This is a genomic window from Streptomyces sclerotialus, from assembly GCF_040907265.1.
Classification (GTDB): Bacteria; Actinomycetota; Actinomycetes; order Streptomycetales; family Streptomycetaceae; genus Streptomyces; species Streptomyces sclerotialus.
The window spans coordinates 7,004,427-7,030,952 of sequence record NZ_JBFOHP010000002.1; the positions used below are offsets into that span (position 1 = coordinate 7,004,427).

The following is a 26,526-nucleotide window of genomic DNA, read 5'->3' on the forward strand; positions in this document are numbered from 1 at the left end:
GGCCATCCCATGCAGATCGCGATCCTGCTCTACGACCGCTTCACGGCGCTGGACGCCGTCGGCCCGTACGACACGCTCGGGCGGCTGCCCGGCGCGGAGACGGTCTTCGTCGCCGAGCGCACCGGGCCCGTACGCAACGACAGCGGCAGCCTCGCGATGGTCGCCGACGCGACCCTGGAGGAGGTCACCGCGCCCGACATCCTGGTCGTGCCCGGCGGCCCCGGCCAGAGCGACCTGATGGCCGACGGCCCGCTCCACGAATGGCTGCGCGCCGCCGACGCCGCCACCACCTGGACGACCTCCGTGTGCACCGGCTCGCTGCTGCTGGCCGCCGCCGGACTGCTGACGGGCCGCCGCGCCACGTCCCACTGGCTGGCGCTGGACCAGCTCAAGGAGTACGGCGCCGAGCCCACGGGGGAGCGGGTCGTCCTCGACGGCAAGTACGTCACGGCGGCCGGCGTCTCGTCCGGCATCGACATGGGCCTGACGCTGCTGGGCCGGCTCCAGGGCGACGAGCTCGCGCAGACCGTGCAGCTGGCCGTCGAGTACGACCCGCAGCCGCCGTACGACAGCGGCTCGCCGGAGAAGGCGCCCGCAGCGATCGTGGCGGCACTGCGCGACCGCGGCCGCTCCCTCCTGAAGGGCACCTCGTGACGGCTCCTCCCGGCGACCGCCGCCCCTCCGTGGGCCCGGCGCCGGGAGGGTGACTCACACCGTCCACTCGAAGCGCGGCGCCCGGCGCTCCAGGAAGGCGGCGACGCCCTCGGCCGTGTCGCCGCTGCCGCGCGCCTGCTCCTCCCAGTACGCGCTCCGCTCCGCACCCGTGTCCGTGTCCGCGTCCGCCAGGTTGTCGGCGAATTCCTTCGCCGCCGCCTGGGTCAGCTGCGACCGGCTCGCCAGCACCGCCGAGAAGTCGGCGACCCGCTTGTCCAGTTCACCCTCCGGCAGTACCTCGTCCACCAGCCCGGTCCGCAGCGCCCGGGCGCAGTCGATCAACTCGCCCGAGAAGAGCAGGTACTTGGCGGTCGCCGGGCCCACGAGCCGGACCAGGCGCCGGGTGGCGGCGGCCGGGTAGACGATCCCCAGCTTCGCCGGCGTGATGCCGAAGAGCGCGCCTTCCTCGGCGAACCGCAGGTCGCAGGCGGCCGCCAGCTGGCTGCCGCCGCCCACGCAGTAACCGCGGACCGCGGCCAGCGATGGCTTGGGGAAGGCGGCGAGCGCCTCCTCGGCGGCCTGTGCGAGCCCGCGGTTCTCGTCGCCCGACTCCCGCAGCGACCCGATGTCGGCCCCCGCGCAGAAGGTGTTCCCCTCGCCGGTCAGCACCAGTACGCGTACGGACCGGTCAGCGGCCAGCCGGTCCACCAGCTCCGGGACCGCCCGCCACATGTCGCCCGTCATGGCGTTCCGCTTGGCGGGGTTGCTGATCGTGACGGTCGCGGTACCGCCGCTGACACGCGTGCTGAGCCCAGGGTTCATGGTGGGGATCGTAGAACCGCGCCGAGGGCCGCGTCCCGGCCCGGAGCCCGTGATCACGGCCACGCGGGCCGCGGGGTTCCGGAAGCGTGCATGCCGGGGCGGCGGCCTCGAAAATTCTCGCGACCGCCCGACCCGGCCCCGGCTACGATCGTCGGTCTGATGTCTGCCACCCTCGTCGCCAAGAATCTCGCCGCCGGGCACGGAGAGCGCACGCTCTTCTCCGGGCTCGACCTCGTCGTCGCGCCGGGGGAGGTGACCGGGCTGGTCGGTGCCAACGGGGCGGGGAAGTCCACGCTGCTGCGGCTGTTCGCCGGGACGGACGCCCCGCAGGAGGGCGAGGTACGGCTCAGCCCCGCCACCGCCACCGTCGGCCACCTCCCGCAGGAGCCCGAGCGCCGCCCGGGCGAGTCCGTCCGTGCCTTCCTCGCCCGCCGCACCGGCGTGGCCGCGGCCCAGGCCGCCCTGGACGAGGCCACCCAGGCGCTGGTCGAGGAGAAGCCGGGCGCGGACGACGCGTACGCCGCCGCCCTGGAGCGCTGGCTCGCGCTCGGCGCCGCCGACCTGGACGAGCGGGCCGAGGAGACCGCCGCCCAGCTGGGCCTGGCGGTCGGCCTGGACCAGCCGATGACCTCGCTCTCGGGCGGCCAGGCGGCCCGCGCCTCGCTCGCCTCCCTCCTGCTCTCCCGCTACGACGTGTTCCTGCTCGACGAACCGACCAACGACCTGGACCTGGACGGCCTGGAGCGGCTGGAGCGCTTCGTCACGGGACTGCGCGCCGGGACCGTCCTGGTCAGCCACGACCGCGAGTTCCTGACCCGGACCGTGGACCGGGTGGTGGAGCTGGACCTCGCGCAGCAGCAGGTGAACACCTACGGCGGCGGGTACGCCGCGTATCTGGAGGAGCGCGAGCGGGCGCGGCGGCACGCCCGCGAGGAGTACGAGGAGTACGCCGAGACCAAGGCGTCCCTGGAGGCCCGCGCCCACCTCCAGCGCAACTGGATGGAGAAGGGCGTCAGGAACGCCCGCCGGAAGGCGCCCGACAACGACAAGATCGGCCGCAAGGGCCGCGTGGAGGCGACCGAGAAGCAGGCCGCCAAGGCGAAGCAGACGCAGCGCATGATCGACCGGCTGGAGGTCGTCGAGGAGCCGCGCAAGGAGTGGGAGCTGCGGATGGAGATCGCGGCGGCACCGCGCTCCGGCGCCGTGGTCGGCACGCTGCGCGGCGCGCGCCTGGACCGCGGGGACTTCCGCTTCGGCCCGGTGGACCTGCAGATCGACTGGGCGGACCGGGTGGCGATCACCGGCCCGAACGGCTCCGGCAAGTCCACCCTCCTCGGCGCGCTGCTCGGCCGGCTCCCGCTGGACGAGGGCCGGGCGTACCTGGGCCCAGGGGTGGTCGTCGGGGAGATCGAGCAGGCCCGCGGCCAGCTCTTCCAGCACCCGGACGCGGCCGGTGAACCGCTCGTGGACGCCTTCCGCCGCGCGGTCCCCGGGATGGCGCCCGCGGACGTGCGGACGCTGCTGGCGAAGTTCGGGCTGAAGGCCGGGCACGTGCTGCGCCCGGTGGGGACGCTGTCGCCGGGTGAGCGGACCCGGGCGGCGCTCGCCCTCCTGCAGGGCCGCGGCGTGAACCTCCTCGTGCTGGACGAGCCGACCAACCACCTCGACCTGCCGGCGATCGAGCAGCTGGAGTCCGCCCTCGCGTCGTACAACGGCACGCTGCTGCTGGTCAGCCATGACCGCCGGCTGCTGGAGGCGGTGCGCACCACCCGGCGGATCGAGGTCGCGGCGGGCCGGGTCACCGAGCGCTGACTGGAAGCCGCCGGTCCGGCCGGTAATGGATTTGGCCCTGCCGGACGGAACCCGTAAGGTGGTGTTCACCGACGCGGGGTGGAGCAGCTCGGTAGCTCGCTGGGCTCATAACCCAGAGGTCGCAGGTTCAAATCCTGTCCCCGCTACTGACGCAACAGTGCGTGCCAGAGGCCCCTTCCTCCAGGAAGGGGCCTCTGGCGTGTGTGCGGCCGGTTCCCGAGAAGTCGCCCGGGCCGGCCGACCCGGGGCGAAGCGGGAGAAACGCATCTCTTCCCGGCAGTTCTTCAAACAAGAACAAAGGGGTCAGAGTCGATCTCCAGGGTGATCGACGCACAGAAAAGCGGTCGGAAGCTGTCGATAAGTGCTGACTTTTTGTCAGCAGGCCAGTCCGGACAGCAGGATTCCCAACACTCGAAGGGTGAGGATGCCTTCCGGACCCCCAGCAGAACCCCCCGAGGAGCTGACGGCCCCGCTCGCGTACGAAGGTGTCTGGAGGTTCACCGCTCCGGCACTGGAGTCGTCGGTGCCACAGGCGCGGCACGCGGTACGGGATCTGCTCGGCGACCAGCGCGTGCCGGCGGGGCCCGACGTCGTGGACGGCCTGCTACTGATCACTTCTGAGCTGGTCACCAACGCGGTGCAGCACGCGGCACTGCTCTCCCCGCAGATCACCGTCGAGCTGGCGGTCGGCGCGGACTGGGTGCGGGTCGCCGTCGAGGACAACCACCCGTACCGCCCCAAGGCGATGGAGGCCGACGAGGGGGACCTCGGCGGCCGTGGCCTCTGGCTGATCAAAATGATCACTGCCGAGGCCGGCGGGAAGAGCGGCGTGGAGCACACGGCGAGCGGCGGCAAGGTCGTATGGGCCGAATTGCCGCTCGCCCGTGTGCCCGCGCCTACCAGCCCGCCTTCTCCCCTGTGAGCTCACGGATCGCCGGGCGCGCCGCGTCCAGGACGGTCATGAACCACACCGAGAACGGCGCCTCGGAGTGGCGCCGGACCAGCTCGTCCGGCGTCACGAAGGCGTACTCCCCGACCTCCTCGGGGTCCGGCTCCGGCGTGTCCCGGACCAGGCCCACGAAGAGGTGGTTGTACTCCTGCTCGACCAGCCCGGATTCCGGGTCCGGGTGGTTGTAGCGCACGGTGCCGGCCTCGCCGAGGAGCGACGGGGCGACGCCCAGCTCCTCGGCGGTGCGCCGGGCCGCGGCCGCGAAGGGCTTCTCGCCCGGGTACGGATGCCCGCAGGCGGTGTTGGACCACACACCGGGGGAGTGGTACTTCCCCAGCGCCCGGCGCTGCAGCAGCAGCCGGCCCTGCTCGTCGAAGAGGAAGACCGAGAACGCGCGGTGCAGCTGCCCGGGCGCCTGATGAGCGGTGAGCTTCTCCTCCGTACCGATCGTTCTACCGGCCTCGTCCACCAGCTCCAGCATGATCGGCTCCGCGGCCGCGTCCGGCGCGGTCACCGCCGTGGTTCCGGCGGTCTGTCCGTTAGCAGGTGTGATCGGCATGCCCATCCTTCTCGGTCGGTCTCGACGTTCAGTCTGCCCTAGTAGCGCCCGTATCAGTGGCAGAGTGGCGCCCTGTGTGCGGCGTGGCAGAACAGGCGGCGCACAGCAGTCGCCGCGCGCCGTCTCATGCAGACCGTGCGCCTCCTGCTGCCGCCCCACGAGCCTCCGGATGGCGCCGGCACCAGCCCTCCCAGGCAGAGGTGACCATCGCCTCGATGCCGTGCCGGGCGCGCCAGCCCAGCTCCTCCGTGGCCCGCTCGCAGGAGGCGACCACCCGGGCCGGGTCACCGGCCCGCCGCCCCTCGACGACGGGCGTCAGGTCACCGCGGCCGCTGACCCCGAGCACCAGGTCGGCCATCTCCCGTACGGAGACGCCCCGGCCGGTGCCGACGTTGAGCGTGAGGTCCCCGGGGTTCTCCTGACCGGTGAGCCGCCGGGCCGCGGCGAGGTGTGCCTCGGCCAGGTCCTCGACGTGGATGTAGTCGCGGATGCAGGTGCCGTCGGGGGTGTCGTAGTCGTCGCCGAAGATCCGCGGCGGCTCACCGGCGGTGACCTTTTCGAACATCATCGGAATGATGTTGAAGACGCCCACGTCCGCCAGTTCCGGCGCCGCGGCGCCCGCCACGTTGAAATAGCGCAGGCAGGCGGTGGAGATGCCGTGCGCGCGGCCCGCGGCGCGCACCAGCCACTCGCCCGCGAGCTTGGTCTCGCCGTACGGGTTCATCGGCAGACACGGGGTGTCCTCGGTGACCAGGTCCACATCCGGCATGCCGTACACCGCGGCCGAGGAGGAGAGGACGAAGCGGCGCACGCCGGCCGCCGCCACCGCCTCCAGCAGCACGGTCAGCCCGTGCACGTTCTCCTTGTAGTACGTCAGTGGCTGCTCCACCGACTCACCGACCTGCTTCTTCGCGGCGAGGTGGATGACGCCGGTCACGCCGTGTTCCGCGAGCGTGGCGTCCACCACGTCACGGTCCTGTACCGAAGCGCGCACCAGCGGCACCCCGGCGGGCAGCCGCTCGGGGAATCCGCTGGAGACGTCGTCGAGCACGACGACCTGCTCGCCCGCCGCCACCATGGCCCTCGCCACATGCGCGCCGATATAACCCGTCCCACCTGTGATCAGCCATGTCATAACCGGCACCCTAACCAGGGCCGCAGTTGTTCATCGACGGCAAGATCCACCATGATGAGCGCGGCAGACGCCACCGCCGGTCCGGCTACCGAGCGGTGAATGCATGGTGAACGGCCGCATCCGGCGATCCGATAACCTCTGCCGACGTGCCACCGGCCCTCCGGGACCCGAGGTGTGCCACGACTGCTGCCCGGGTAGTTCGTACCGAATGCGGACCGGCCGACGCAGCCTTGCCAGCATTCAGGGAGTGAATTCGTCTGTCGACCGCAATCCTCACCGGTGCGCCGGTCGCCGGGTCGTCGCTCGAAGGCGACCTGCGCGAGCTGGGCTTCGACGTCCGCAGCGCGGCCGACGCCGCCGATGCGGCCCGGCTGCTGGCCGAGGTCCCGGCGGGACGGCGGGTCGCGCTGGTCGACCCCCGGTTCGTCGGGCATCTGCACAGCCTGCGGCTGGCCCTGACCGACCCCCGCTTCCCGGCCGCCGCTGTCACCGGCGCGCTCACCGCGCAGCCCGAGGCGCGCGCCGCGCTCACCCGCGCGCTCGCCAGGGCGGGCTCCGCCGAAACACTTCCGGACGCCGCGGCGGAGGCACTGGACGCCGAGGGCGTATCGGTGCACTGGCCCGAGCTCGGCTCGCTGGTCGCCTCCGTACCCACCGGTGCACAGCAGCGTCACGAGGCGCGGGCCGCGGTGAGCGCCGTGGACGACGAGGCCGTACGCCTGCGGACCGCCGTGAAGTCCCGCGACGGCTTCTTCACGACGTACTGCATCAGCCCGTACTCCCGCTACCTCGCCCGCTGGTGCGCGCGGCGCGGTTTCACGCCCAACCAGGTCACCACCGCGTCCCTGCTCACCGCGCTGGTCGCGGCGGGCTGCGCGGCCACCGGCAGCCGCGGCGGCTTCGTCGCCGCCGGCCTGCTCCTCCTCTTCTCCTTCGTCCTGGACTGCACCGACGGGCAGCTCGCCCGCTACTCCCTGCAGTACTCGACGATGGGTGCCTGGCTCGACGCCACGTTCGACCGGGCCAAGGAGTACGCGTACTACGCGGGCCTGGCGCTCGGCGCGGCCCGCGGCGGCGACGACGTATGGGCCCTCGCGCTCGGCGCGATGGTGCTGCAGACGGTCCGGCACGTCGTGGACTTCTCCTTCAACGAGGCGAACCACGACGCCACCGCCAACACCAGCCCCACCGCGGCGCTCTCCGACAAGCTCGACAGCGTCGGCTGGACGGTCTGGGCCCGCCGGATGATCGTGCTGCCCATCGGCGAACGCTGGGCCCTGATCGCGGTCCTCACCGCTTGCACCACGCCCCGCATCGTCTTCTGGGTCCTGCTCATCGGCTGCGCGCTGGCCGCCTGCTACACCACGGCGGGCCGCGTGCTGCGCTCGCTGACCCGGCGTGCCCGCCGTACCGACCGGGCCGCCCAGGCGCTCGCCGACCTCGGCGACTCCGGACCGCTCGCCGAGGGCTTCGCGGCCGCCTTCAAGGGCGCGGCCCGCAAGCTCCCCGGCTTCGCGGCGCCCGTGATCGCGGCCGTCGGCGCCGCTGTGATGATCGCCACCGCCGCGTTCGCCGGCTGGGGCAGCCCCTGGGTCTGCGTCGCCGCGCTGATCTACGCCGTGCTCTCCGGGATCGCGGTGGCCCGCCCCCTCAAGGGCGCCCTCGACTGGCTCGTACCGCCGTTCTTCCGGGCCGGGGAATACGTCGCGATTCTGGTGATTGCGGCCCGTTCCGAGGTGAACGGAGCGTTGCCCGCGGCATTCGGGCTGGTGGCCGCGGTCGCCTACCATCACTACGACACGGTGTACCGCATCCGCGGCGGCAGTGGCGCGCCGCCGCGTGCTCTGGTGCGGGCGACCGGCGGACACGAGGGCCGCGCCCTCGTGGTCACGCTCGCCGCGGCCGTACTGCCCCCCTCAGGTTTCACAATCGCGCTCACGGTCCTCGCGGGGGCCCTGGCGCTGCTGGTGCTCACCGAGAGCATCCGCTTCTGGGTGTCCTCCCATGCACCCGCCGTACACGACGAAGGAGAACCCGCATGATCGGCCTCGTGCTGGCGGCCGGCGCCGGACGGCGTCTGCGTCCCTACACCGACACCCTCCCCAAGGCCCTGGTGCCGGTCGACGGCGACACGACCATCCTCGACCTCACCCTCGGCAACTTCGCCGAGATCGGCCTGACCGAGGTCGGGATCATCGTCGGCTACAAGAAGGAGGCCGTGTACGAGCGCAAGGCCGCCCTGGAGGCGAAGTACGGCCTCAAGCTGACGCTGATCGACAACGACAAGGCCGAGGAGTGGAACAACGCCTACTCCCTGTGGTGCGGCCGGGACGCGATCAAGCACGACGTGATCCTCGCCAACGGTGACACCGTGCACCCGGTCTCCGTGGAGAAGACCCTGCTCGAGGCGCGCGGCAACGGCCAGAAGATCATCCTCGCCCTCGACACGGTCAAGCAGCTGGCCGACGAGGAGATGAAGGTCGTCGTGGACCCCGAGAAGGGCGTCCAGAAGATCACGAAGCTGATGGACCCGGCCGAGGCCACCGGCGAGTACATCGGCGTCACCCTCATCGAGGGCGAGGCGGCCGAGGAGCTGGCCGACGCGCTGAAGGCCACGTACGAGCGTGACCCGCAGCTGTACTACGAGGACGGCTACCAGGAGCTGGTCAACCGCGGCTTCAAGGTCGACGTGGCGCCCATCGGCGACGTCAAGTGGGTCGAGATCGACAACCACGACGACCTCGCGAAGGGCCGTGAGATCGCATGCCAGTACTGACGAGGCTCATTCCCTCGCCAGTCGTCGTCGACATCCGGCCGGGGGCGCTCGACGACCTGGCCGGTGTCCTCGCCGACCAGCGGATCTCGTCGTCCGGCAAACTCGCCATCGCCATCAGCGGCGGCTCCGGCGCGGTGCTGCGTGAGCGGCTCGCGCCGGCGCTGCCCAGCGCCGAGTGGTTCGAGGTGGGGGGCGGCACGCTCGACGACGCCATCGAACTCGCCGACGCCATGAAGAAGAAGGGGCGCTACGACGCGGTCGTGGGCCTCGGCGGCGGCAAGATCATCGACTGCGCCAAGTTCGCCGCGGCGCGGGTGGGCCTGCCGCTGGTCGCCGTCGCGACGAACCTGTCGCACGACGGCCTCTGCTCGCCCGTCGCGACCCTCGACAACGACGCGGGCCGCGGCTCGTACGGCGTGCCGAACCCGATAGCCGTGGTCATCGACCTCGACGTGATCCGCGAGGCTCCGGTCCGCTTCGTCCGCTCCGGCATCGGCGACGCGCTGTCCAACATCTCCGCGATCCGTGACTGGGAGCTCGCGGCGCGCGAGCGCGGCGAGGACATCGACGGTCTCGCGGCCGCCATGGCGCGCCAGGCCGGTGAGGCCGTCCTGCGCCACCCCGGCGGCGTCGGCGACGACGGCTTCCTGCAGGTACTCGCCGAGGGCCTGGTCCTCACCGGTATCGCGATGTCCGTGTCGGGCGACTCCCGGCCGGCGTCCGGCGCCTGTCACGAGATCAACCACGCCTTCGACCTCCTCTTCCCCAAGCGCGCTGCCAGCCACGGCGAGCAGTGCGGCCTGGGTGCGGCCTTCGCGATGCACCTCCGCGGGGCGCACGAGGAGTCCGCGTACATGGCGGAGGTACTGCGCCGGCACGGACTGCCCGTCCTGCCGCAGGAGATCGGCTTCTCCGTGGACGAGTTCGTGCAGGTCGTGGAGTACGCCCCGCAGACGCGTCCGGGGCGCTACACGATCCTCGAACACCTCAATCTGAACTCCGACCAGATCAAGGACGCATACGCCGACTATGCCAAGGCCATCGGTAGCTGAACTCCGGCCCGTCGTTCACCCCGCAGGGGTGAAGGACCGCCGCAGCGGTGAGCACTGGGCGGGCCGCCTGTACATGCGAGAGATCTCGCTGCGCTGCGACCGTTACCTGGTGAACACCAGGATCACGCCCAACCAGCTGACCTACCTGATGACCGTCTTCGGCGTGCTCGCGGCCCCGGCACTGCTGGTGCCGGGGATCGCGGGCGCCGTCCTCGGCGTCGTCGCGGTCCAGCTCTACCTGCTGCTCGACTGCGTCGACGGCGAGGTCGCCCGCTGGAAGAAGCAGTACTCGCTCGGCGGCGTGTACCTGGACCGGGTCGGCGCCTACCTGACCGACGCCGCCGTGCTGGTCGGCTTCGGGCTGCGCGCCGCCGACCCCTGGGGCACGGGGCGGATCGACTGGCTGTGGGCGTTCCTCGGCACGCTCGCGGCGCTCGGCGCGATCCTGATCAAGGCGGAGACCGACCTCGTCGGTGTCGCCCGCCACCAGGGCGGGCTGCCGCCGGTCAAGGAGGCGGCGTCCGAGCCGCGCTCGTCCGGCATGGCGCTGGCCCGCAAGGCCGCCGCCGCGCTGAAGTTCCACCGGCTGATCCTCGGGATCGAGGCGTCGCTGCTGATCCTGGTCCTGGCGATCGTGGACACGGTCCGCGGTGACCTGTTCTTCTCGCGGCTCGGCGTCGCGGTACTGGCGGGTATCGCACTCGTCCAGACCCTGCTCCACCTCGTGTCCATCCTCGTGTCGAGCAGGCTCAAGTGAGTACGTCAGGGAGGACGGCGATGAAGGTCGGCGCGGTCATCATCACCATGGGCAACCGCCCGCAGGAGCTGCGCGCCCTCCTCGACTCGGTCGCCAAGCAGGACGGCGACCCGGTCGAGGTGGTGATCGTCGGCAACGGCTCGCCCGTGCCGGAGGTTCCCGAGGGCGTACGCACCATCGAGCTGCCCGAGAACCTGGGCATCCCCGGCGGGCGCAACGTGGGCATCGAGGCCTTCGGGCCCGGCGGCAGCGACGTCGACGTCCTGCTCTTCCTCGACGACGACGGCCTGCTCGCCAACGTGGACACCGCCGAGCTGTGCCGCGAGGCCTTCGCCCGCGACCCGAAGCTCGGGATCGTCAGCTTCCGCATCGCGGACCCGGACACCGGGGAGACCCAGCGCCGCCACGTACCGCGGCTGCGCGCGGCCGACCCGATGCGGTCCTCCCGCGTCACGACCTTCCTGGGCGGCGCGAACGCGGTACGCACGAAGGTCTTCGAGGAGGTCGGCGGGCTGCCCGACGACTTCTTCTACGCCCACGAGGAGACCGACCTCGCCTGGCGGGCCCTGGACGCGGGCTGGATGATCGACTACCGCGCCGACATGGTCCTGCTGCACCCGACGACGGCTCCCAGCCGACACGCGGTGTACCACCGGCTGGTCGCGCGCAACCGGGTGTGGCTGGCGCGGCGCAACCTTCCGGCGCTGCTGGTCCCGGTCTATCTCGGGGTATGGCTGCTGCTGACGCTCGCCCGGCGCCCCTCCTGGCCCGCGCTCCGGGCCTGGCTGGGCGGCTTCAAGGAGGGCTGGACCAAGCCGTGCGGCCCCAGGCGCCCCATGAAGTGGCGTACCGTGTGGCGCCTGACCCGGCTGGGCCGGCCCCCGGTGATCTGACAAGCTCGGGTCGAGAGCAGCATCCGGCGCGGCCCGGGGTGTCCACCCCGGGAAGCGCACCTTGAGGACGAGAGTGTCAACTGTGAGCGAGACCAGGCACGACAGTGCGGTCGCCGTGAATGCCCAGCGGTCCCCGGAGGACGGGCTCACGCCGGTGCGGCTGGCCCAGAAGTACGGGCTGACGCAGAGCGGCGCCCGGCCGAGCCTGCCGGCGTACGTCCGGCAGCTGTGGCAGCGGCGCCACTTCATCTCGGCGTTCTCCAGCGCCAAGCTGACCGCGCAGTACAGCCAGGCCAAGCTGGGCCAGCTGTGGCAGGTGGCGACGCCGCTGCTGAACGCGCTGGTCTACTACCTGATCTTCGGCCTGCTGCTCGGGACCAGCCGGGGTGTGCCGGACTTCGTGCCGTTCCTGGTCACGGGCGTCTTCATCTTCACCTTCACGCAGAGCTCGGTGCTGGCGGGGACGCGGGCCATCTCGGGCAACCTCGGCCTGGTCCGCGCGCTGCACTTCCCGCGTGCCTGCCTGCCGATCTCGTTCTGCCTGATGCAGCTCAAGCAGCTGATGTTCTCCATGGGCGTGCTGGTGGTCATCCTGCTGGCGTTCGGGCAGGTGCCGGGCTGGTCCTGGCTGCTGGCGATCCCCGCGCTGTGCCTGCAGTTCGTCTTCAACACCGGGCTCGCCATGATCATGGCGCGGCTGGGCAGCAAGACCCCGGACCTCGCGCAGCTGATGCCGTTCATCCTGCGCACCTGGATGTACGCCTCCGGCGTCATGTACAGCATCGACCAGATCATGAAGAGCAAGCCCGTCCCGGGCTTCGTGCACTTCCTGCTGGACGTGAACCCGGCCGCGGTCTACATCGACCTGGTGCGGTTCGCGCTGATCGACTCCTTCACGTACGAGCAGCTGCCGACCCATGTGTGGGCGCTGGCGCTGGGCTGGGCGGTCGTGATGGGCCTGGTGGGCTTCGTGTACTTCTGGAAGGCGGAGGAGCGGTACGGCCGTGGCTGAGCAGCAGAGCACCGAACTGGAGCAGCCGGCGGTGGAGGCGGCAGCGGCCGCCGAGGAGCGCATTCCCACCGTCATCGCCGACGATCTGCACATCGTGTACCGGGTCTACGGCTCGGGCGCGGGCCGGGGCAGCGCCACCGCGGCACTGAACCGGATCATCCGCCGCAAGCCGTCGACCGGGGTGCGAGAGGTGCACGCGGTCAAGGGCGTGTCCTTCACCGCCTACCGGGGCGAGTCGATCGGCCTGATCGGCACCAATGGGTCGGGCAAGTCCACCCTGCTCAAGGCGGTGGCCGGGCTGCTGCCGGCCGAGCGGGGCCATGTCTACACCCACGGCCAGCCCTCCCTGCTGGGCGTGAACGCGGCCCTGATGAACGACCTGACCGGCGAGCGCAACGTCATCCTGGGCGGGCTGGCCATGGGCATGTCCCGGGACCAGGTCCGCGAGCGCTACCAGGACATCGTCGACTTCTCCGGGATCAACGAGAAGGGCGACTTCATCAGCCTGCCGATGCGCACCTACTCCTCGGGCATGGCGGCCCGGCTGCGGTTCTCCATCGCCGCGGCCAAGGACCACGACGTGCTGATGATCGACGAGGCGCTGGCCACCGGCGACCGGAAGTTCCAGAAGCGCTCCGAGGCCCGCATCCGCGAGCTGCGCAAGGAGGCCGGCACGGTCTTCCTGGTCAGCCACAACAACAAGTCCATCCGGGACACCTGCGACCGGGTGCTGTGGCTGGAGAAGGGCGAGCTGGTCATGGACGGCCCCACGGACGAAGTGATCAAGGCGTACGAGAAGGAAACGGGCAAGTAACCCGTATCCGCAGCGAAGGCCTCCGCGCCTCCGGGCGCGGGGGCCTTCCGTTGCTCAAGAGATGGTCAACTCTGGCCCCAGCAGGAACAGTTGGCGGCCCTGTGGAGTTGTCCGGATCGTTGCTTCGCGGTTCGGTACCCCCGCGAACCAGTGTGAGATGTACGGCGTAAGCTGTACGGGTGCCGAACGGCACATGTGGTACAAGTCGGGCAATATGATCCGACGGCGACGACGAACGCCCTGATCGGACGGGCAGCGCGCTGCGGCGTGTCCGAAATATGAAGTTTTAGCGTGGCGGTGTAGAACGGGAGACGTGACGGCAATGGCTACGGGATCTCTCCGGCTCCGGAACGCGCCGGGCAGCCTCCGGTGAGCCCGGAGCCTGTCGTGCCCGCGCCCGAGCGCGCCGTCCTCGACAAGGCCGCGCACGAGAACTTCCCCGTCGCGCCGTTCTTCCTGCCCCGCGCCTGGCGCGCCGACCTGATGGCCGTCTACGGCTTCGCACGCCTGGTCGACGACATCGGCGACGGCGACCTCGCTCCGGGCGGTGCGGACGCCGTACTGCTCGGCCTCGACCGGGCGCAGGCCGGGGACCGCCTCGCGATGCTCGACGCCCTGGAGGCCGACCTGCGCCGGGTCTACAGCGACCGCGCGCCCGGCCCCGGGCACCCGCTCATGCGCCGCCTCGGCCCGACCGTACGGCGCTGCCGGCTGAGCCCTGAGCCGTTCGAGCGTCTGATCGAAGCCAATCGGCAGGACCAGCGCGTCAGCCGGTACGAGAGCTACGCGGACCTGCTGGACTACTGCGAACTGTCCGCCAATCCCGTGGGCCGGCTGGTTCTGGGCATCACGGGCACGACCACGCCCGAGCGGGTCCGCCGTTCGGACGCCATCTGCACCGCCCTCCAGATCGTCGAGCACCTTCAGGACGTCGCCGAGGACCTGCGGAGGGACCGCATCTACCTGCCGGCTGAAGACATGAAGCGCTTCGGGGTCTCCGAATCCGACCTGGCCGCTCCGAGAGGGGGCGCACAGGCGCGCGCGCTGGTCGCATTCGAGGCGGAACGCGCCTGTGACCTGCTGAATGAAGGTGCCCCGCTGGTGGGTAGCGTCCACGGCAGACTCAAGCTGCTGCTCGCCGGTTTCGTCGCCGGCGGACGCGCTGCCCTCCAGGCGGTGGCGGCCGCCGATCACGACGTCCTCCCTGGACCGCCCAAGCCCAGCAAGCTCGGTCTGCTGCGCGCGGTAGGGGCGACACTGCGAAGAGAGGGGTGAGTCGGACCGTGGAGGCAAGTGCACACGCGTCCGCGCCGGTGCTCGCTGCGTACCGCTACTGCGAGGCCGTTACCGGGCAGCAGGCGCGTAACTTCGCTTACGGAATCAGGCTGCTGCCCACCGAGAAGCGACAGGCGATGTCGGCGCTGTACGCGTTCTCGCGCCGGGTCGACGACATCGGTGACGGCGCGCTGGCGCCCGCCGAGAAGGAGCAGCGGCTCAAGGACACCCGTGGTGTGCTCGCGCGCATAAAGGACGGCGAGGTCGCCGAGGACGACACCGATCCGGTGGCCGTCGCGCTCGCGGACGCGGCGCACCGTTTCCCGCTGCCGCTGGACGGCCTGGACGAGCTGATCGACGGCGTCCTGATGGACGTGCACGGCGAGACGTACGACACCTGGGACGACCTCAAGGCCTACTGCCGCTGTGTCGCCGGGGCCATCGGCCGGCTCTCGCTCGGCGTGTTCGGCACCGTGCCCGGCGCGCCGGAGCCGGAACGCGCTCCGGAGTACGCCGATACGCTGGGGCTTGCGCTGCAGCTGACCAACATCCTCCGGGACGTACGGGAGGACGCGGGCAACGGCCGTACCTACCTGCCCGCCGAGGATCTGGAGAAGTTCGGCTGCGCCGCCGGCTTCCACAGCCCCGTGCCGCCTCCGGGCGCGGACTTCACCGGACTCGTGCACTTCGAAGTACGCAGGGCCCGTGCCCTGTTCGCCGAGGGGTTCCGGCTGCTGCCCATGCTCGACCGGCGCAGCGGTGCCTGCGTCGCCGCGATGGCCGGCATCTACCACCGCCTGCTCCGCCGGATCGCCGACGACCCCGAGGCCGTGCTGCGCGGCCGGGTCTCGCTGCCCGGCCACGAGAAGGCGTTCGTCGCCGTCCGCGGCCTCTCCGGGCTGGACGCGCGGGCGATCGGCCGCCGGCAGGCCGTCAGGAGGCGCGCATGACGCACTCGACGAACCGGTGCGCGCCCGTGGACGTCGGCACCGCACACGCCCTGGAACCCCGGGCAACCCTCCGGGTGACCGCTGCGTCCATGACAGCAGCAATCCGGGAGGACGCATGACTTCCGCCGACACACGGCCGGCCTCGCACGTCACCACGGGTGCCGCCGGTGGCGGAGGCGCCGCCGCGGTCGTCGTGGGCGGCGGCCTCGCGGGCACCACCGCCGCCCTCGCGCTCGCCGACGCCGGGCTGCGCGTCACCCTCGTCGAGGGCCGGCCGCGCCTGGGCGGCCTCGCCTTCTCCTTCCGCCGCGACTCCGCCGCCGGCGAGCTGAGCGTGGACAACGGCCAGCACGTCTACCTGCGCTGCTGCACCGCCTACCGGGACTTCCTGGAGCGGGTCGGCGGGGCGCACCTGATGCCGCTCCAGGACCGGCTGGACGTACCGGTCCTGGACGCCGACCCCGCGCGGGCCGCCGCCGGCGCGCGCCTGGGCCGGCTGCGCCGTACAGCGCTGCCCGTCCCGTTGCACCTCGCCGCGAGCCTGGCCACCTACCCGCACCTCTCGCTCGCCGAGCGGGCCTCCGTGGGCCGCGCCGCGCTCGCCCTGAAGGCCCTGGACCCCGCGGATCCCGCGCTGGACCGGACCGACTTCGGGAGCTGGCTCGCCCGGCACGGCCAGTCGCCGCGCGCCGTCGAGGCCCTGTGGGACCTGGTCGGCGTCGCCACGCTCAACGCCCGCGCCGGTGACGCCTCCGCCGGGCTCGCCGCCATGGTCTTCAAGACCGGGCTGCTCTCGGAGCCGGGCGCCGCCGACATCGGCTGGTCCCGCGTCCCGCTCGGCGACGTCCACGACGGCCTCGCCCGGACGGCGCTGGAGAAGGCCGGGGTGCGCGTGGAGACCCGTACCCGCGCCACCGCCGTGACCCGTACGGACGAGAAGCGCTGGCAGGTCACCGTCGAGAACGGCCCGCACAGCCAGGAGCAGCTGACCGCCGAGACCGTCGTACTGGCCCTGCCGCAGCGCGAGACGCACGGCCTGCTGCCGCCCGGCACGCTGGACAGCCCGGACCGGCTGCTGGAGATCGGCACGGCCCCGATCCTCAACGTGCACGTGCTGTACGACCGCAAGGTGCTGCGCCGTCCGTTCTTCGCCGCGCTCGGCTCGCCGCTGCAGTGGGTCTTCGACCGTACGGACGCCTCGGGGCTGCAGGGCGGCGGACAGTACCTCGCCGTCTCGCAGTCCGCCGCGCAGGACGAGATCGACCTGCCGGTGGGCGTGCTGCGCGAGCGGTACCTCCCGGAGCTGGCGCGGGTGCTGCCCGCCGCGCGCGGTGCGAAGGTCCGCGACTTCTTCGTCACCCGCGAGCGCACCGCGACGTTCGCACCCGCACCGGGCGTCGGCCGGCTCAGGCCCGCCGCCCGCACCCAGTCCACCGGCCTGTACCTGGCCGGTGCGTGGACCGCCACCGGGTGGCCCGCGACCATGGAAAGCGCTGTTCGCAGTGGCATCAGTGCCGCACGCGAGGCACTCACCGAACTCGGCTTCCCCCAGGGATCACTGCCCCAGGAGGCGGCATGACAACGAGTACGCGCGCTCGCACGAGCACGAGCACCGGAAACAGAGGAGAAACCGTGCATCCGGCTTCCCCAGTAATCGACACCGAGGGCGTCACCGCACTCCTGGAGCGCGGGCGCAGGCTCGCCACTCCGGTGCTGCGGGCCGCCGTTGACCGGCTCGCGCCGCCCATGGACACCGTAGCCGCGTACCACTTCGGCTGGATCGACGCCGCGGGCGCGCCCTCGGCGGGTGACGGCGGCAAGGCCGTACGGCCGGCCCTCGCCCTGCTCTCGGCCGAGGCCGCGGGCGCCGCGCCCGAGGTCGGCATCCCCGGTGCCGTCGCCGTGGAGCTGGTGCACAACTTCTCGCTGCTGCACGACGACCTGATGGACGGCGACGAACAGCGCCGCCACCGCGACACCGTGTGGAAGGTGCACGGCCCGGCCCAGGCCATCCTGGTCGGTGACGCGCTCTTCGCGCTCGCCAACGAAATACTGCTGGAGCTGGAGACCGTGGACGCCGGGCGCGCGACGCGCCGGCTCACCGTCGCCACCCGCAAGCTGATCGACGGCCAGGCCCAGGACATCTCCTACGAGCACCGCGACCGGGTCACCGTCGCGGAGTGCCTGGAGATGGAGGGCAACAAGACCGGGGCGCTGCTGGCCTGCGCCGTCTCCATCGGCGCGGTGCTCGGCGGCGCCGACGACCGCACCGCCGACGTCCTGGAGAAGTACGGCTACCACCTCGGCCTCGCCTTCCAGGCCGTCGACGACCTGCTCGGCATCTGGGGCGACCCCGAGGCCACCGGCAAGCAGACCTGGTCCGACCTGCGGCAGCGCAAGAAGTCGCTGCCCGTCGTCGCGGCCCTGGACGCGGGCGGCGCGGCGTCCGAGAAGCTCGCCCGCATCCTGGCCGACGACGCCAAGAAGAGCGAGACCGAGATCGCCGACTTCACGGAGGCGGAGTTCGCCTCCCGCGCAGCTCTCATCGAGGAGGCCGGTGGCCGCGAGTGGACCTCGGAGGAGGCCCGCCGCCAGCACGCCACCGCGATCGCCGCGCTCGACGAGATCGACATGCCCGAAAAGGTCCGTGCCCAGCTGACCGCCCTCGCGGACTTCGTCGTCGTACGGAAGAGATGATCACGATTACACCGATCTAGTTCGCAGTCGCCGGCCGGCGCCGGCCGCGCCCGGTACGCCATACCGGGAGCCCGGCACCGGCCGACGGAAGCCCCATGCATTTGTCTTTGATCACTGCAGAAGGGGAAGCCATGACAGCGACGACCGACGGAAGTACCGGGGCCCTGCCGCCCCGGTCCCCTTCGGCCAGCGATGCCACCGCTGAGAACACCGGCCAGGCCCTCCAGGGCCCGCCCCCGGCGTCCGGTGACGTGACGGGCGCGGCGCGGCAGGCGACCGCCCGGGCCACCGCACACCTCCTCTCCCTCCAGGACCCCGCGGGCTGGTGGAAGGGCGACCTCGACACCAATGTGACGATGGACGCCGAGGACCTGATGCTCCGCCAGTTCCTGGGCATCAGGGACGCGAGGACCACCGAGGCCGCCGCCCGCTACATCCGCGGCGAGCAGCGGGACGACGGCACCTGGGCCACCTTCCACGGCGGGCCCGGCGAGCTGTCCACCACGATCGAGGGCTACGTCGCGCTCCGCCTGGCGGGCGACGCGCCCGACGCGCCCCACATGGCCAAGGCGTCCGCCTGGATCCGCGACCGCGGCGGGGTCGCCGCCTCCCGCGTCTTCACCCGCATCTGGCTGGCCCTCTTCGGCTGGTGGAAGTGGGAGGACCTGCCCGACCTGCCGCCGGAGCTCATCGCCCTCCCGAAGTGGGTCCCGCTCAACATCTACGACTTCGGCTGCTGGGCCCGGCAGACCATCGTCCCGCTGACGATCGTCTCCGCCCACCGGCCCGTACGCCCCGCGCCGTTCGCCCTCGACGAGCTGCACACCGACCCGCGGAACCCGAACCCGCCGCGGCCGCTCGCCCCCGCCACCACCTGGGACGGCCTCTTCCAGCGCCTGGACAAGGCGCTGCACCTGTACCACAAGGTCGCTCCGCGCAGGCTGCGCCGCAGCGCCATGCGTACCGCGGCCCGCTGGATCATCGAGCGGCAGGAGAACGACGGCTGCTGGGGCGGCATCCAGCCCCCGGCGGTCTACTCGGTCATCGCCCTGCACCTGCTGGGCTACGACCTGGACCACCCCGTGCTCCGCGAGGGCCTGGCCTCCCTGGACCGCTTCGCCGTCTGGCGCGAGGACGGTCACGGTGCTCCCGTCCGCATGATCGAGGCGTGCCAGTCCCCGGTCTGGGACACCTGCCTCGCCACCATCGCGCTCGCCGACGCCGGTCTGCCCCGGGACCACCCGCAGCTCGTCAAGGCCGCCGACTGGCTGCTCGACGAGCAGATCGACCGGCCCGGCGACTGGACCGTGCGCAGGCCGACGCTCCCCTCGGGCGGCTGGGCGTTCGAGTTCGAGAACGACAACTACCCGGACATCGACGACACCGCCGAGGTCGTCCTCGCCCTGCGCCGCGTCGAGCACCCCGACCCGCAGCGCGTCGAGGACGCCGTACGCCGCGCCGTGCGCTGGAGCCTCGGCATGCAGTCGAAGAACGGCGCCTGGGCCGCCTTCGACGCCGACAACACCAGCCCCTTTCCCGACCGGCTGCCGTTCTGCGACTTCGGCGAGGTCATCGACCCGCCGTCGGCCGACGTCACCGCGCATGTCGTGGAGATGGCGGCGGACGTCGGCTCCACCCACGACCCGCGCGTCCGGCGCGGCATCGAATGGCTGCTCGCCGAGCAGGACCCGACCGGCGCGTGGTTCGGCCGCTGGGGAACGAACTACGTCTACGGCACCGGTTCCGTGCTGCCCGCGCTGACCGCGGCCGGTCTCCCGGTCTCGCACCCCGCGATCCGCCGCGCCGTCAGCTGGCTGGAGTCGGTGCAGAACGAGGACGGCGGCTGGGGCGAGGACCAGCGCTCGTACCAGGACCGGGACTGGATCGGGCGCGGCGCCTCCACCGCCTCGCAGACCGGCTGGGCGCTGATGGCACTGCTCGCGGCCGGCGAGCGGGACAGCAAGGCCGTCGAGCGGGGCGTCGCGTACCTCGCCGCCACGCAGCGCCCCGACGGCTCCTGGGACGAGCCGTACTTCACCGGCACCGGCTTCCCCTGGGACTTCTCGATCAACTACCACCTCTACCGGCAGGTCTTCCCGCTCACGGCCCTGGGCCGCTATCTGGGCGGCGGTCCGGCCGGTGCTGTGCCGGGGGCCTAGATGACCGCCCCGGACGGCCCGGTTCCGGGCCCGCCGCCACCGCTGCTGGTCGCCTGCGCGCTCGGCATCGAGCGCCTCGCGCTGCGCGGCGGCCCGGCCGCGACCGTGCTGCGTACGGGCATGGGCCCGCAGGCGGCGGAGCGGGCCGTCGGCGCCGCGCTCGGCGCCGGCTCGCCCACCGCTGCCTCGCCCGTCGTCGCCAGCGGCTTCTGCGCCGGCCTCGCGCCGGGCATGCGCCCCGGTGACGTGGTCGTCGCGGAAGCCACCCGTGAGCACCAGCCGGACCGCCCGGAGAGCGTCTGCCGCGACAACGCGCCGCTCCTCGCGGCCCTGAAGGAGCGCGGCCTGACCGTGCACCGGGGCCTGCTGCTCGGCAGCGACCACGTCGTACGCGGCACCGAGCGGGCCGCGCTGCACGCCGCCGGAGCGGTCGCGGTGGACATGGAGTCCGCCGCGACCCTGGGCAGCGCGCTACGGGCCGGGCCCCGCCCCGTTGCGGCCGTCCGGGTGGTCGTGGACGCTCCAGAGCATGAACTCGTCCGTATCGGCACGATACGCGGGGGAATATCTGCCTTCCGCGTCTTGCGTGCCGTCCTTCCCGTTTTCTTTGAATGGCACCGTTCTTTGCTGCTCCCCAGGAGGTGAGCCAGATGGCCATGCCACTCCGTCAGACCATCAGGGTCGGGACCTATCTCTTTGAACAGAAAATGCTCCGGCGGCGTGCGAAGTTCCCGCTCATCGTCGAACTGGAGCCGCTGTACGCGTGCAACCTCGCGTGCGAGGGCTGCGGAAAGATCCAGCACCCGGCCGGCGTGCTGAAGCAGCGGATGCCGGTCGCCCAGGCGGTCGGCGCCGTCCTGGAATCCGGCGCCCCGATGGTCTCCATCGCCGGCGGCGAGCCCCTGATGCACCCGCAGATCGACGAGATCGTGCGCCAGCTGGTCGACCGGAAGAAGTATGTCTTCCTGTGCACCAACGCCATGCTGCTGCGCAAGAAGATGGACAAGTTCACTCCGTCGCCGTACTTCGCCTTCGCGGTGCACATCGACGGGATGCGCGAGCGGCACGACGAGTCCGTGGCCAAGGAAGGCGTCTTCGACGAGGCCGTGGAGGCGATCAAGGAGGCCAAGCGGCGCGGCTTCCGGGTCACCACCAACTCCACCTTCTTCAACACCGACACCCCGCAGACCATCATCGAGGTGCTCAACTTCCTCAACGACGACCTCAAGGTCGACGAGATGATGCTGTCGCCCGCCTACGCCTACGAGAAGGCCCCCGACCAGGAGCACTTCCTGGGCGTCGAGCAGACCAGGGAGCTGTTCAAGAAGGCGTTCGCCGGCGGCAACCGGCGCCGCTGGCGGCTCAACCACAGCCCGCTCTTCCTGGACTTCCTGGAGGGCAAGGCGGACTTCCCCTGCACCGCCTGGGCGATCCCGAACTACTCCCTGTTCGGCTGGCAGCGCCCCTGCTACCTGATGAGCGACGGGTACGTCCCCACGTACCGGCAGCTGATCGAGGAGACGGACTGGGACAAGTACGGCCGCGGCAAGGATCCGCGCTGCGCCAACTGCATGGCGCACTGCGGCTACGAGCCCACCGCCGTCCTGGCGACCATGGGCTCCCTGAAGGAGTCGCTGCGCGCCGCCCGTGAGACCGTCGCCGGAAGCAGCAGGTGACGTCATGACCATTGGTGAGCCTGTCGCACTGGGGCTCCCCGAGGTCCCGGCCCGGCCCCTGGCCGTCCGGCGCGTCTCGCGCCGGATCCAGGTCGGGCCGGTGGCCGTCGGCGGGGATGCGCCGGTGTCGGTGCAGTCGATGACGACGACGCGTACGGCGGACATCGGGGCGACGCTGCAGCAGATCGCGGAGCTGACGGCGTCGGGCTGTCAGATCGTGCGGGTGGCGTGTCCGACGCAGGACGACGCGGATGCGCTGCCGATCATTGCGAAGAAGTCGCAGATCCCGGTGATCGCCGATATTCACTTCCAGCCGAAGTACGTGTTCGCGGCGATCGATGCGGGCTGTGCGGCGGTGCGGGTGAACCCGGGCAACATCAAGCAGTTCGACGACAAGGTCAAGGAGATCGCCAAGGCGGCCTCGGACGCCGGCACGCCGATCCGGATCGGGGTGAACGCGGGGTCGCTGGACCGTCGGCTGCTGCAGAAGTACGGCAAGGCCACTCCCGAGGCGCTGGTGGAGTCGGCGCTGTGGGAGGCGTCGCTGTTCGAGGAGCACGGGTTCCGGGACATCAAGATCTCGGTGAAGCACAACGATCCGGTGGTGATGGTCAACGCCTATCGGCAGCTGGCCGCGCAGTGCGACTATCCGCTGCACCTGGGGGTGACCGAGGCGGGTCCGGCGTTCCAGGGGACGATCAAGTCGGCGGTGGCCTTCGGGGCGCTGCTGAGCGAGGGGATCGGGGACACGATCCGGGTGTCGCTGTCGGCGCCGCCGGCGGAGGAGGTCAAGGTCGGTATCTCCATTCTGGAGTCGCTGAATCTGCGGCAGCGGCGGCTGGAGATCGTCTCGTGTCCGTCGTGCGGGCGGGCGCAGGTGGATGTGTACAAGCTGGCCGAGGAGGTCACCGCGGGGCTGGACGGCATGGAGGTGCCGCTGCGGGTCGCGGTGATGGGCTGTGTGGTCAACGGTCCGGGTGAGGCCCGTGAGGCGGACCTGGGGGTGGCCTCCGGTAACGGCAAGGGGCAGATCTTCGTGAAGGGTGAGGTCATCAAGACCGTGCCGGAGTCGAAGATCGTGGAGACCCTCATCGAGGAAGCCATGAAGATCGCCGAACGCATGGCGGCTGAGGGAGCGGCGACCGGCGCACCGGACGTCACCGTCGGCTGAACGAACCCCGACGGCTCCGTCGGACGGACAAAGAGGAGGGGGACCCAGCATGTCGATGCTCGAATACATCCGGGAACCGCAGGACCTCAAGGAGGTGCCGGCGGACCGCCTCGCCGAACTGGCCTCGGAGATCCGCCAGTTCCTCATCCAGGCCGTGGCCCGCACCGGCGGGCACCTCGGGCCCAACCTGGGGGTGGTCGAGCTGACCATCGCCCTGCACCGGGTCTTCGACTCACCCGCCGACCGCATCCTGTGGGACACCGGGCACCAGTCGTACGTCCACAAGATCCTGACCGGCCGGCAGGACTTCTCCAAGCTCCGCGGCAAGGGCGGCCTGTCCGGCTACCCCTCGCGCGAGGAGTCCGTCCACGACGTCATCGAGAACTCCCACGCCTCCACCGTCCTCGGCTGGGCCGACGGCCTGGCCAAGGCCAACCAGGTACTGGGGAAGCGCGACCACGTCGTCGCGGTCATCGGGGACGGTGCGCTCACCGGTGGCATGGCCTGGGAGGCGCTCAACAACATCGCGGCCGACGACCGGCCCCTGATCATCGTCGTCAACGACAACGAACGCTCCTACGCGCCCACCATCGGCGGCCTGGCCGACCACCTCGCCACGCTCCGTACGACCGACGGTTATGAACGCTTCCTTTCCTGGGGCAAGGACGTCCTGCACCGCACGCCGGTCGTCGGCAGGCCGCTGTATGAATCACTGCACGGCGCGAAGAAGGGCTTCAAGGACGCCTTCGCGCCCCAGGGCATGTTCGAGGACCTGGGCCTGAAGTACATCGGCCCGATCGACGGCCACGACATCGAGGCGGTGGAGTCCGCGCTGCGCCGCGCCGCCCGCTTCCACGGCCCCGTACTGGTGCACTGCCTCACGGAGAAGGGCCGCGGTTACCAGCCGGCCCTGGAGGACGAGGCCGACCGCTTTCATACGGTCGGCGTGATGGACCCGTTCACGTGCGAGCCGGTCACCCCGCCCGGCGCGCCGTCCTGGACCTCCGTCTTCGGCGACGAGATGGTCCGTATCGGGGCCGAGCGGCCGGACGTGGTGGCGGTCACCGCGGCCATGCTGCAGCCGGTGGGCCTGGGGAAGTTCGCCGAGGCGTACCCGGACCGGATCTGGGACGTGGGCATCGCCGAACAGCACGCCGCCGTCTCGGCGGCCGGCCTGGCCACCGGCGGCCTGCACCCGGTCTTCGCGGTCTACGCCACCTTCCTCAACCGCGCCTTCGACCAGGTCCTCATGGACGTCGCGCTGCACAGGTGCGGGGTGACCTTCGTACTGGACCGGGCCGGCGTCACCGGCACCGACGGGCCCAGCCACAACGGCATGTGGGACATGTCCGTCCTCCAGGTCGTGCCGGGACTGCGGATCGCCGCGCCGCGCGACGCCGACCAGCTCCGCGCCCAGCTGCGGGAGGCCGTCGCCGTCGACGACGCGCCGACCGTCGTGCGCTACCCCAAGGAGACCGTCGGCCCCGCGATCCCCGCGCTGGGACGCGCCGGGGGAGTGGACGTCCTCGCCCGCGGCGACCGGGAGGACGTGCTGCTCGTCGCGGTCGGCGTGATGGCGCCGGTCTGCCTGGCGGCGGCGGAGCTGCTCGCGGCGCGCGGCATCGGCACCACCGTGATCGACCCCCGCTGGGTCAAGCCGGTCGACCCGGAGATCCCGCGGCTGGCCGCCCGGCACGCCGCGGTGGCCGTCGTGGAGGACAGCAGCCGTACCGGCGGCGTCGGCGCGGCGGTGGGCCAGGCGCTGCGCGACGCCGACGTGGACCTGCCGCTGCGGACCTTCGGCATCCCCGAGCAGTTCCTCGCGCACGCCAAGCGCGGCGAAGTGCTGGCCGACATCGGGCTGACGCCGGCGGAGATCGCGGGCCGCATCGCCGAGAGCCTGCCCCGTACGGACGGCGCGGCCGTCGCGGCCGTCAAGGAGACCAACGACGCATGACCGGATTCGACCTCACCAAGCTGCTCGCCGAGCGCGGCGGCGAACGCTACGACCTGCACGCCAGGCACCTCAACCACCAGCTCCCGCGGATGCTGCACACCATCGGCTTCGACAAGGTCTACGAGCGGGCCGAAGGCGCGTACTTCTGGGACGACCAGGGCCAGGAGTACCTGGACATGCTCGCCGGGTTCGGCGTGATGGGTCTCGGCCGGCACCACCCCGTGGTCCGGCAGGCGCTCCACGACGTACTGGACGCGGACCTCGCCGACCTCACCCGCTTCGACTGCCCGCCGCTGCCCGGCCTGCTCGCCGAGAAGCTGCTCCGGTACGCGCCGCACCTGGACCGGGTCTTCTTCGGGAACAGCGGTACGGAGGCCGTGGAGACGGCGCTGAAGTTCGCCCGGTACACGACCGGCAGACCGCGCGTCCTGTACTGCACGCACGCCTTCCACGGCCTGACCACGGGCTCGCTCTCGGTCAACGGCGAGGCCGGCTTCCGCGACGGCTTCGCGCCGCTGCTGCCGGACACCGCGATCGGGATGGGTGACCTGGACGCGCTGGAGCGGGAGCTGAAGCGCGGCGACGTGGCGGCGTTCGTCGTGGAGCCGATCCAGGGCAAGGGCGTGCACCCGGCACCGCCGGGCTTCCTGCGGGCCGCGCAGGAGCTGCTGCACAAGCACAAGGCGCTGCTGATCGCCGACGAGGTGCAGACCGGGCTCGGCCGGACCGGCGACTTCTTCGCGTACCAGCACGAGCCCGGGGTGGAACCGGACCTGGTCTGCGTGGCCAAGGCGCTGTCCGGCGGCTACGTCCCCGTCGGCGCCACGCTCGGCAAGGAGTCGGTCTTCAAGAAGGTCTACTCCTCGATGGACCGGGTGCTGGTGCACTCCGCCAGCTTCGGGTCCAACGCGCAGGCGATGGCCGCGGGGCTGGCCGTCCTCACGGTCATGGAGGACGAGGGGATCCTCGCCGGGGTGCGGTCGACGGGCGAGCTGCTGCGGACCCGCCTGACCGAGCTGATCCCGAAGTACGAGCTGCTGCACGACGTGCGGGGCCGCGGCCTGATGGTCGGCATCGAGTTCGGCCGCCCGAGGTCGCTGGGGCTGCGCGGCCGCTGGACGATGCTCCAGGCGGCGCGCAAGGGACTGTTCGCGCAGATGGTCGTGGTGCCGCTGCTCCAGCGGCACCGCATCCTCACCCAGGTCTCCGGTGATCACCTGGAGGTCATCAAGCTGATCCCGCCGCTGATCATCGGGGAGCCGGAGGTGGAGCGGTTCGTCGCGGCGTTCACGGCCGTCATGGACGACGCCCACGCGGGCGGCGGGCTGATCTGGGACTTCGGGCGGACGCTGGTCAGGCAGGCGATGGCCGACCGCTGAGGCCGTACGCGGTCACGGCGGGGCCCC

General features: G+C 71.6%; 24 protein-coding genes and 1 tRNA gene. 21 read left to right on the top strand and 4 right to left on the bottom strand.

What is annotated here, in order from left to right:
* Positions 1-9 precede the first annotated feature (9 nt).
* Complete coding sequence (locus AAC944_RS30835) at positions 10-654, top strand: DJ-1/PfpI family protein (RefSeq protein ID WP_030620739.1); 645 nt, start codon at positions 10-12, stop codon at positions 652-654.
* Positions 655-708: 54 nt separating this feature from the next.
* Here the strand turns inward: AAC944_RS30835 and AAC944_RS30840 are convergent, their stop codons facing one another.
* Entirely contained in the window at positions 709-1,476 is a 768-nt protein-coding gene (locus AAC944_RS30840) for an enoyl-CoA hydratase/isomerase family protein (RefSeq protein WP_030620742.1), read from the bottom strand.
* Between the two features lie 159 nt (positions 1,477-1,635).
* Between AAC944_RS30840 and AAC944_RS30845 the strand changes: the two genes are divergently transcribed.
* The 3 genes from AAC944_RS30845 (at position 1,636) to AAC944_RS30855 (ending at position 4,210) form a co-directional block, all read left to right on the top strand.
* Entirely contained in the window at positions 1,636-3,288 is a 1,653-nt protein-coding gene (locus AAC944_RS30845) for an ABC-F family ATP-binding cassette domain-containing protein (RefSeq protein ID WP_030620744.1), read from the top strand.
* A gap of 72 nt (positions 3,289-3,360) precedes the next feature.
* Positions 3,361-3,434 (top strand) — tRNA-Met (locus tag AAC944_RS30850).
* Positions 3,435-3,712: 278 nt separating this feature from the next.
* Entirely contained in the window at positions 3,713-4,210 is a 498-nt protein-coding gene (locus AAC944_RS30855) for an ATP-binding protein (protein WP_030620746.1), read from the top strand.
* On the opposite strand, the gene idi is transcribed toward AAC944_RS30855, so the two are convergent.
* The 3 genes from idi to AAC944_RS36605 all read right to left on the bottom strand — a co-directional run bounded on the left by idi (position 4,185) and on the right by AAC944_RS36605 (position 6,365).
* A complete protein-coding gene (gene idi / locus AAC944_RS30860) occupies positions 4,185-4,796 on the bottom strand; it encodes an isopentenyl-diphosphate Delta-isomerase (protein WP_030620747.1) in 612 nt (203 codons plus the stop codon). The two genes, AAC944_RS30855 and idi, sit on opposite strands and share 26 nt — an antisense overlap.
* A gap of 124 nt (positions 4,797-4,920) precedes the next feature.
* Positions 4,921-5,931, bottom strand: coding sequence for a UDP-glucose 4-epimerase GalE (gene galE / locus AAC944_RS30865; RefSeq protein WP_030620750.1), 1,011 nt, complete (start codon positions 5,929-5,931; stop codon positions 4,921-4,923).
* A complete protein-coding gene (locus tag AAC944_RS36605; protein ID WP_490368273.1) occupies positions 5,928-6,365 on the bottom strand; it encodes a hypothetical protein in 438 nt (145 codons plus the stop codon). Before AAC944_RS36605 ends, galE begins: the two co-directional genes overlap by 4 nt.
* On the opposite strand from AAC944_RS36605, the gene AAC944_RS30870 reads away from it, so the two are divergent.
* From AAC944_RS30870 to AAC944_RS30950, 17 genes are all read left to right on the top strand, one after another.
* Positions 6,246-7,973 (top strand): DUF5941 domain-containing protein, encoded by a 1,728-nt coding sequence (locus tag AAC944_RS30870; RefSeq protein ID WP_490368285.1) that lies wholly within the window; start codon positions 6,246-6,248, stop codon positions 7,971-7,973. The genes AAC944_RS36605 and AAC944_RS30870 overlap by 120 nt on opposite strands.
* Positions 7,970-8,707 carry a phosphocholine cytidylyltransferase family protein gene (locus AAC944_RS30875; RefSeq protein ID WP_030620754.1) on the top strand — a complete coding sequence of 246 codons (738 nt, stop codon included), beginning with the start codon at positions 7,970-7,972 and terminating at the stop codon, positions 8,705-8,707. Before AAC944_RS30870 ends, AAC944_RS30875 begins: the two co-directional genes overlap by 4 nt.
* Positions 8,695-9,759 (top strand): iron-containing alcohol dehydrogenase family protein, encoded by a 1,065-nt coding sequence (locus tag AAC944_RS30880; protein WP_030620756.1) that lies wholly within the window; start codon positions 8,695-8,697, stop codon positions 9,757-9,759. The genes AAC944_RS30875 and AAC944_RS30880 overlap by 13 nt, the downstream gene beginning before the upstream one ends.
* Positions 9,737-10,516, top strand: a complete 780-nt coding sequence (locus tag AAC944_RS30885) for a CDP-alcohol phosphatidyltransferase family protein (RefSeq protein WP_078888817.1) — start codon at positions 9,737-9,739, stop codon at positions 10,514-10,516. The genes AAC944_RS30880 and AAC944_RS30885 overlap by 23 nt, the downstream gene beginning before the upstream one ends.
* Positions 10,517-10,536: 20 nt before the next feature.
* Positions 10,537-11,409 carry a glycosyltransferase family 2 protein gene (locus AAC944_RS30890; RefSeq protein ID WP_030620760.1) on the top strand — a complete coding sequence of 291 codons (873 nt, stop codon included), beginning with the start codon at positions 10,537-10,539 and terminating at the stop codon, positions 11,407-11,409.
* Between the two features lie 82 nt (positions 11,410-11,491).
* A complete protein-coding gene (locus AAC944_RS30895) occupies positions 11,492-12,421 on the top strand; it encodes an ABC transporter permease (protein WP_368396548.1) in 930 nt (309 codons plus the stop codon).
* Positions 12,414-13,235: an ABC transporter ATP-binding protein gene (locus AAC944_RS30900; protein ID WP_438272766.1), complete on the top strand. Its 822-nt coding sequence runs from the start codon at positions 12,414-12,416 to the stop codon at positions 13,233-13,235. Before AAC944_RS30895 ends, AAC944_RS30900 begins: the two co-directional genes overlap by 8 nt.
* 387 nt (positions 13,236-13,622) lie before the next feature.
* Complete coding sequence (hpnC, locus tag AAC944_RS30905) at positions 13,623-14,510, top strand: squalene synthase HpnC (protein WP_030625455.1); 888 nt, start codon at positions 13,623-13,625, stop codon at positions 14,508-14,510.
* Positions 14,507-15,460, top strand: coding sequence for a presqualene diphosphate synthase HpnD (gene hpnD / locus AAC944_RS30910; RefSeq protein ID WP_037773720.1), 954 nt, complete (start codon positions 14,507-14,509; stop codon positions 15,458-15,460). Before hpnC ends, hpnD begins: the two co-directional genes overlap by 4 nt.
* 115 nt (positions 15,461-15,575) lie before the next feature.
* A complete protein-coding gene (gene hpnE, locus AAC944_RS30915; protein WP_030625461.1) occupies positions 15,576-17,039 on the top strand; it encodes a hydroxysqualene dehydroxylase HpnE in 1,464 nt (487 codons plus the stop codon).
* Complete coding sequence (locus tag AAC944_RS30920) at positions 17,036-18,157, top strand: polyprenyl synthetase family protein (protein WP_051872455.1); 1,122 nt, start codon at positions 17,036-17,038, stop codon at positions 18,155-18,157. The genes hpnE and AAC944_RS30920 overlap by 4 nt, the downstream gene beginning before the upstream one ends.
* A gap of 131 nt (positions 18,158-18,288) precedes the next feature.
* On the top strand, positions 18,289-20,316 hold the full coding sequence (gene shc / locus AAC944_RS30925) for a squalene--hopene cyclase (RefSeq protein WP_030625467.1): 2,028 nt from the start codon (positions 18,289-18,291) through the stop codon (positions 20,314-20,316).
* Positions 20,317-20,961 (top strand): phosphorylase family protein, encoded by a 645-nt coding sequence (locus AAC944_RS30930; protein WP_030625468.1) that lies wholly within the window; start codon positions 20,317-20,319, stop codon positions 20,959-20,961.
* A gap of 5 nt (positions 20,962-20,966) precedes the next feature.
* A complete protein-coding gene (hpnH, locus tag AAC944_RS30935; RefSeq protein ID WP_030625470.1) occupies positions 20,967-21,992 on the top strand; it encodes an adenosyl-hopene transferase HpnH in 1,026 nt (341 codons plus the stop codon).
* A gap of 4 nt (positions 21,993-21,996) precedes the next feature.
* The gene (gene ispG, locus AAC944_RS30940; RefSeq protein ID WP_368396552.1) at positions 21,997-23,163 is read left to right on the top strand and encodes a flavodoxin-dependent (E)-4-hydroxy-3-methylbut-2-enyl-diphosphate synthase; all 1,167 of its coding nucleotides are present in this window, start codon (positions 21,997-21,999) and stop codon (positions 23,161-23,163) included.
* 49 nt (positions 23,164-23,212) lie between these two features.
* A complete protein-coding gene (gene dxs, locus AAC944_RS30945) occupies positions 23,213-25,120 on the top strand; it encodes a 1-deoxy-D-xylulose-5-phosphate synthase (protein WP_030625340.1) in 1,908 nt (635 codons plus the stop codon).
* Positions 25,117-26,499 (top strand): aspartate aminotransferase family protein, encoded by a 1,383-nt coding sequence (locus AAC944_RS30950; protein WP_030625343.1) that lies wholly within the window; start codon positions 25,117-25,119, stop codon positions 26,497-26,499. Before dxs ends, AAC944_RS30950 begins: the two co-directional genes overlap by 4 nt.
* The last annotated feature ends 27 nt before the right edge of the window (positions 26,500-26,526 follow it).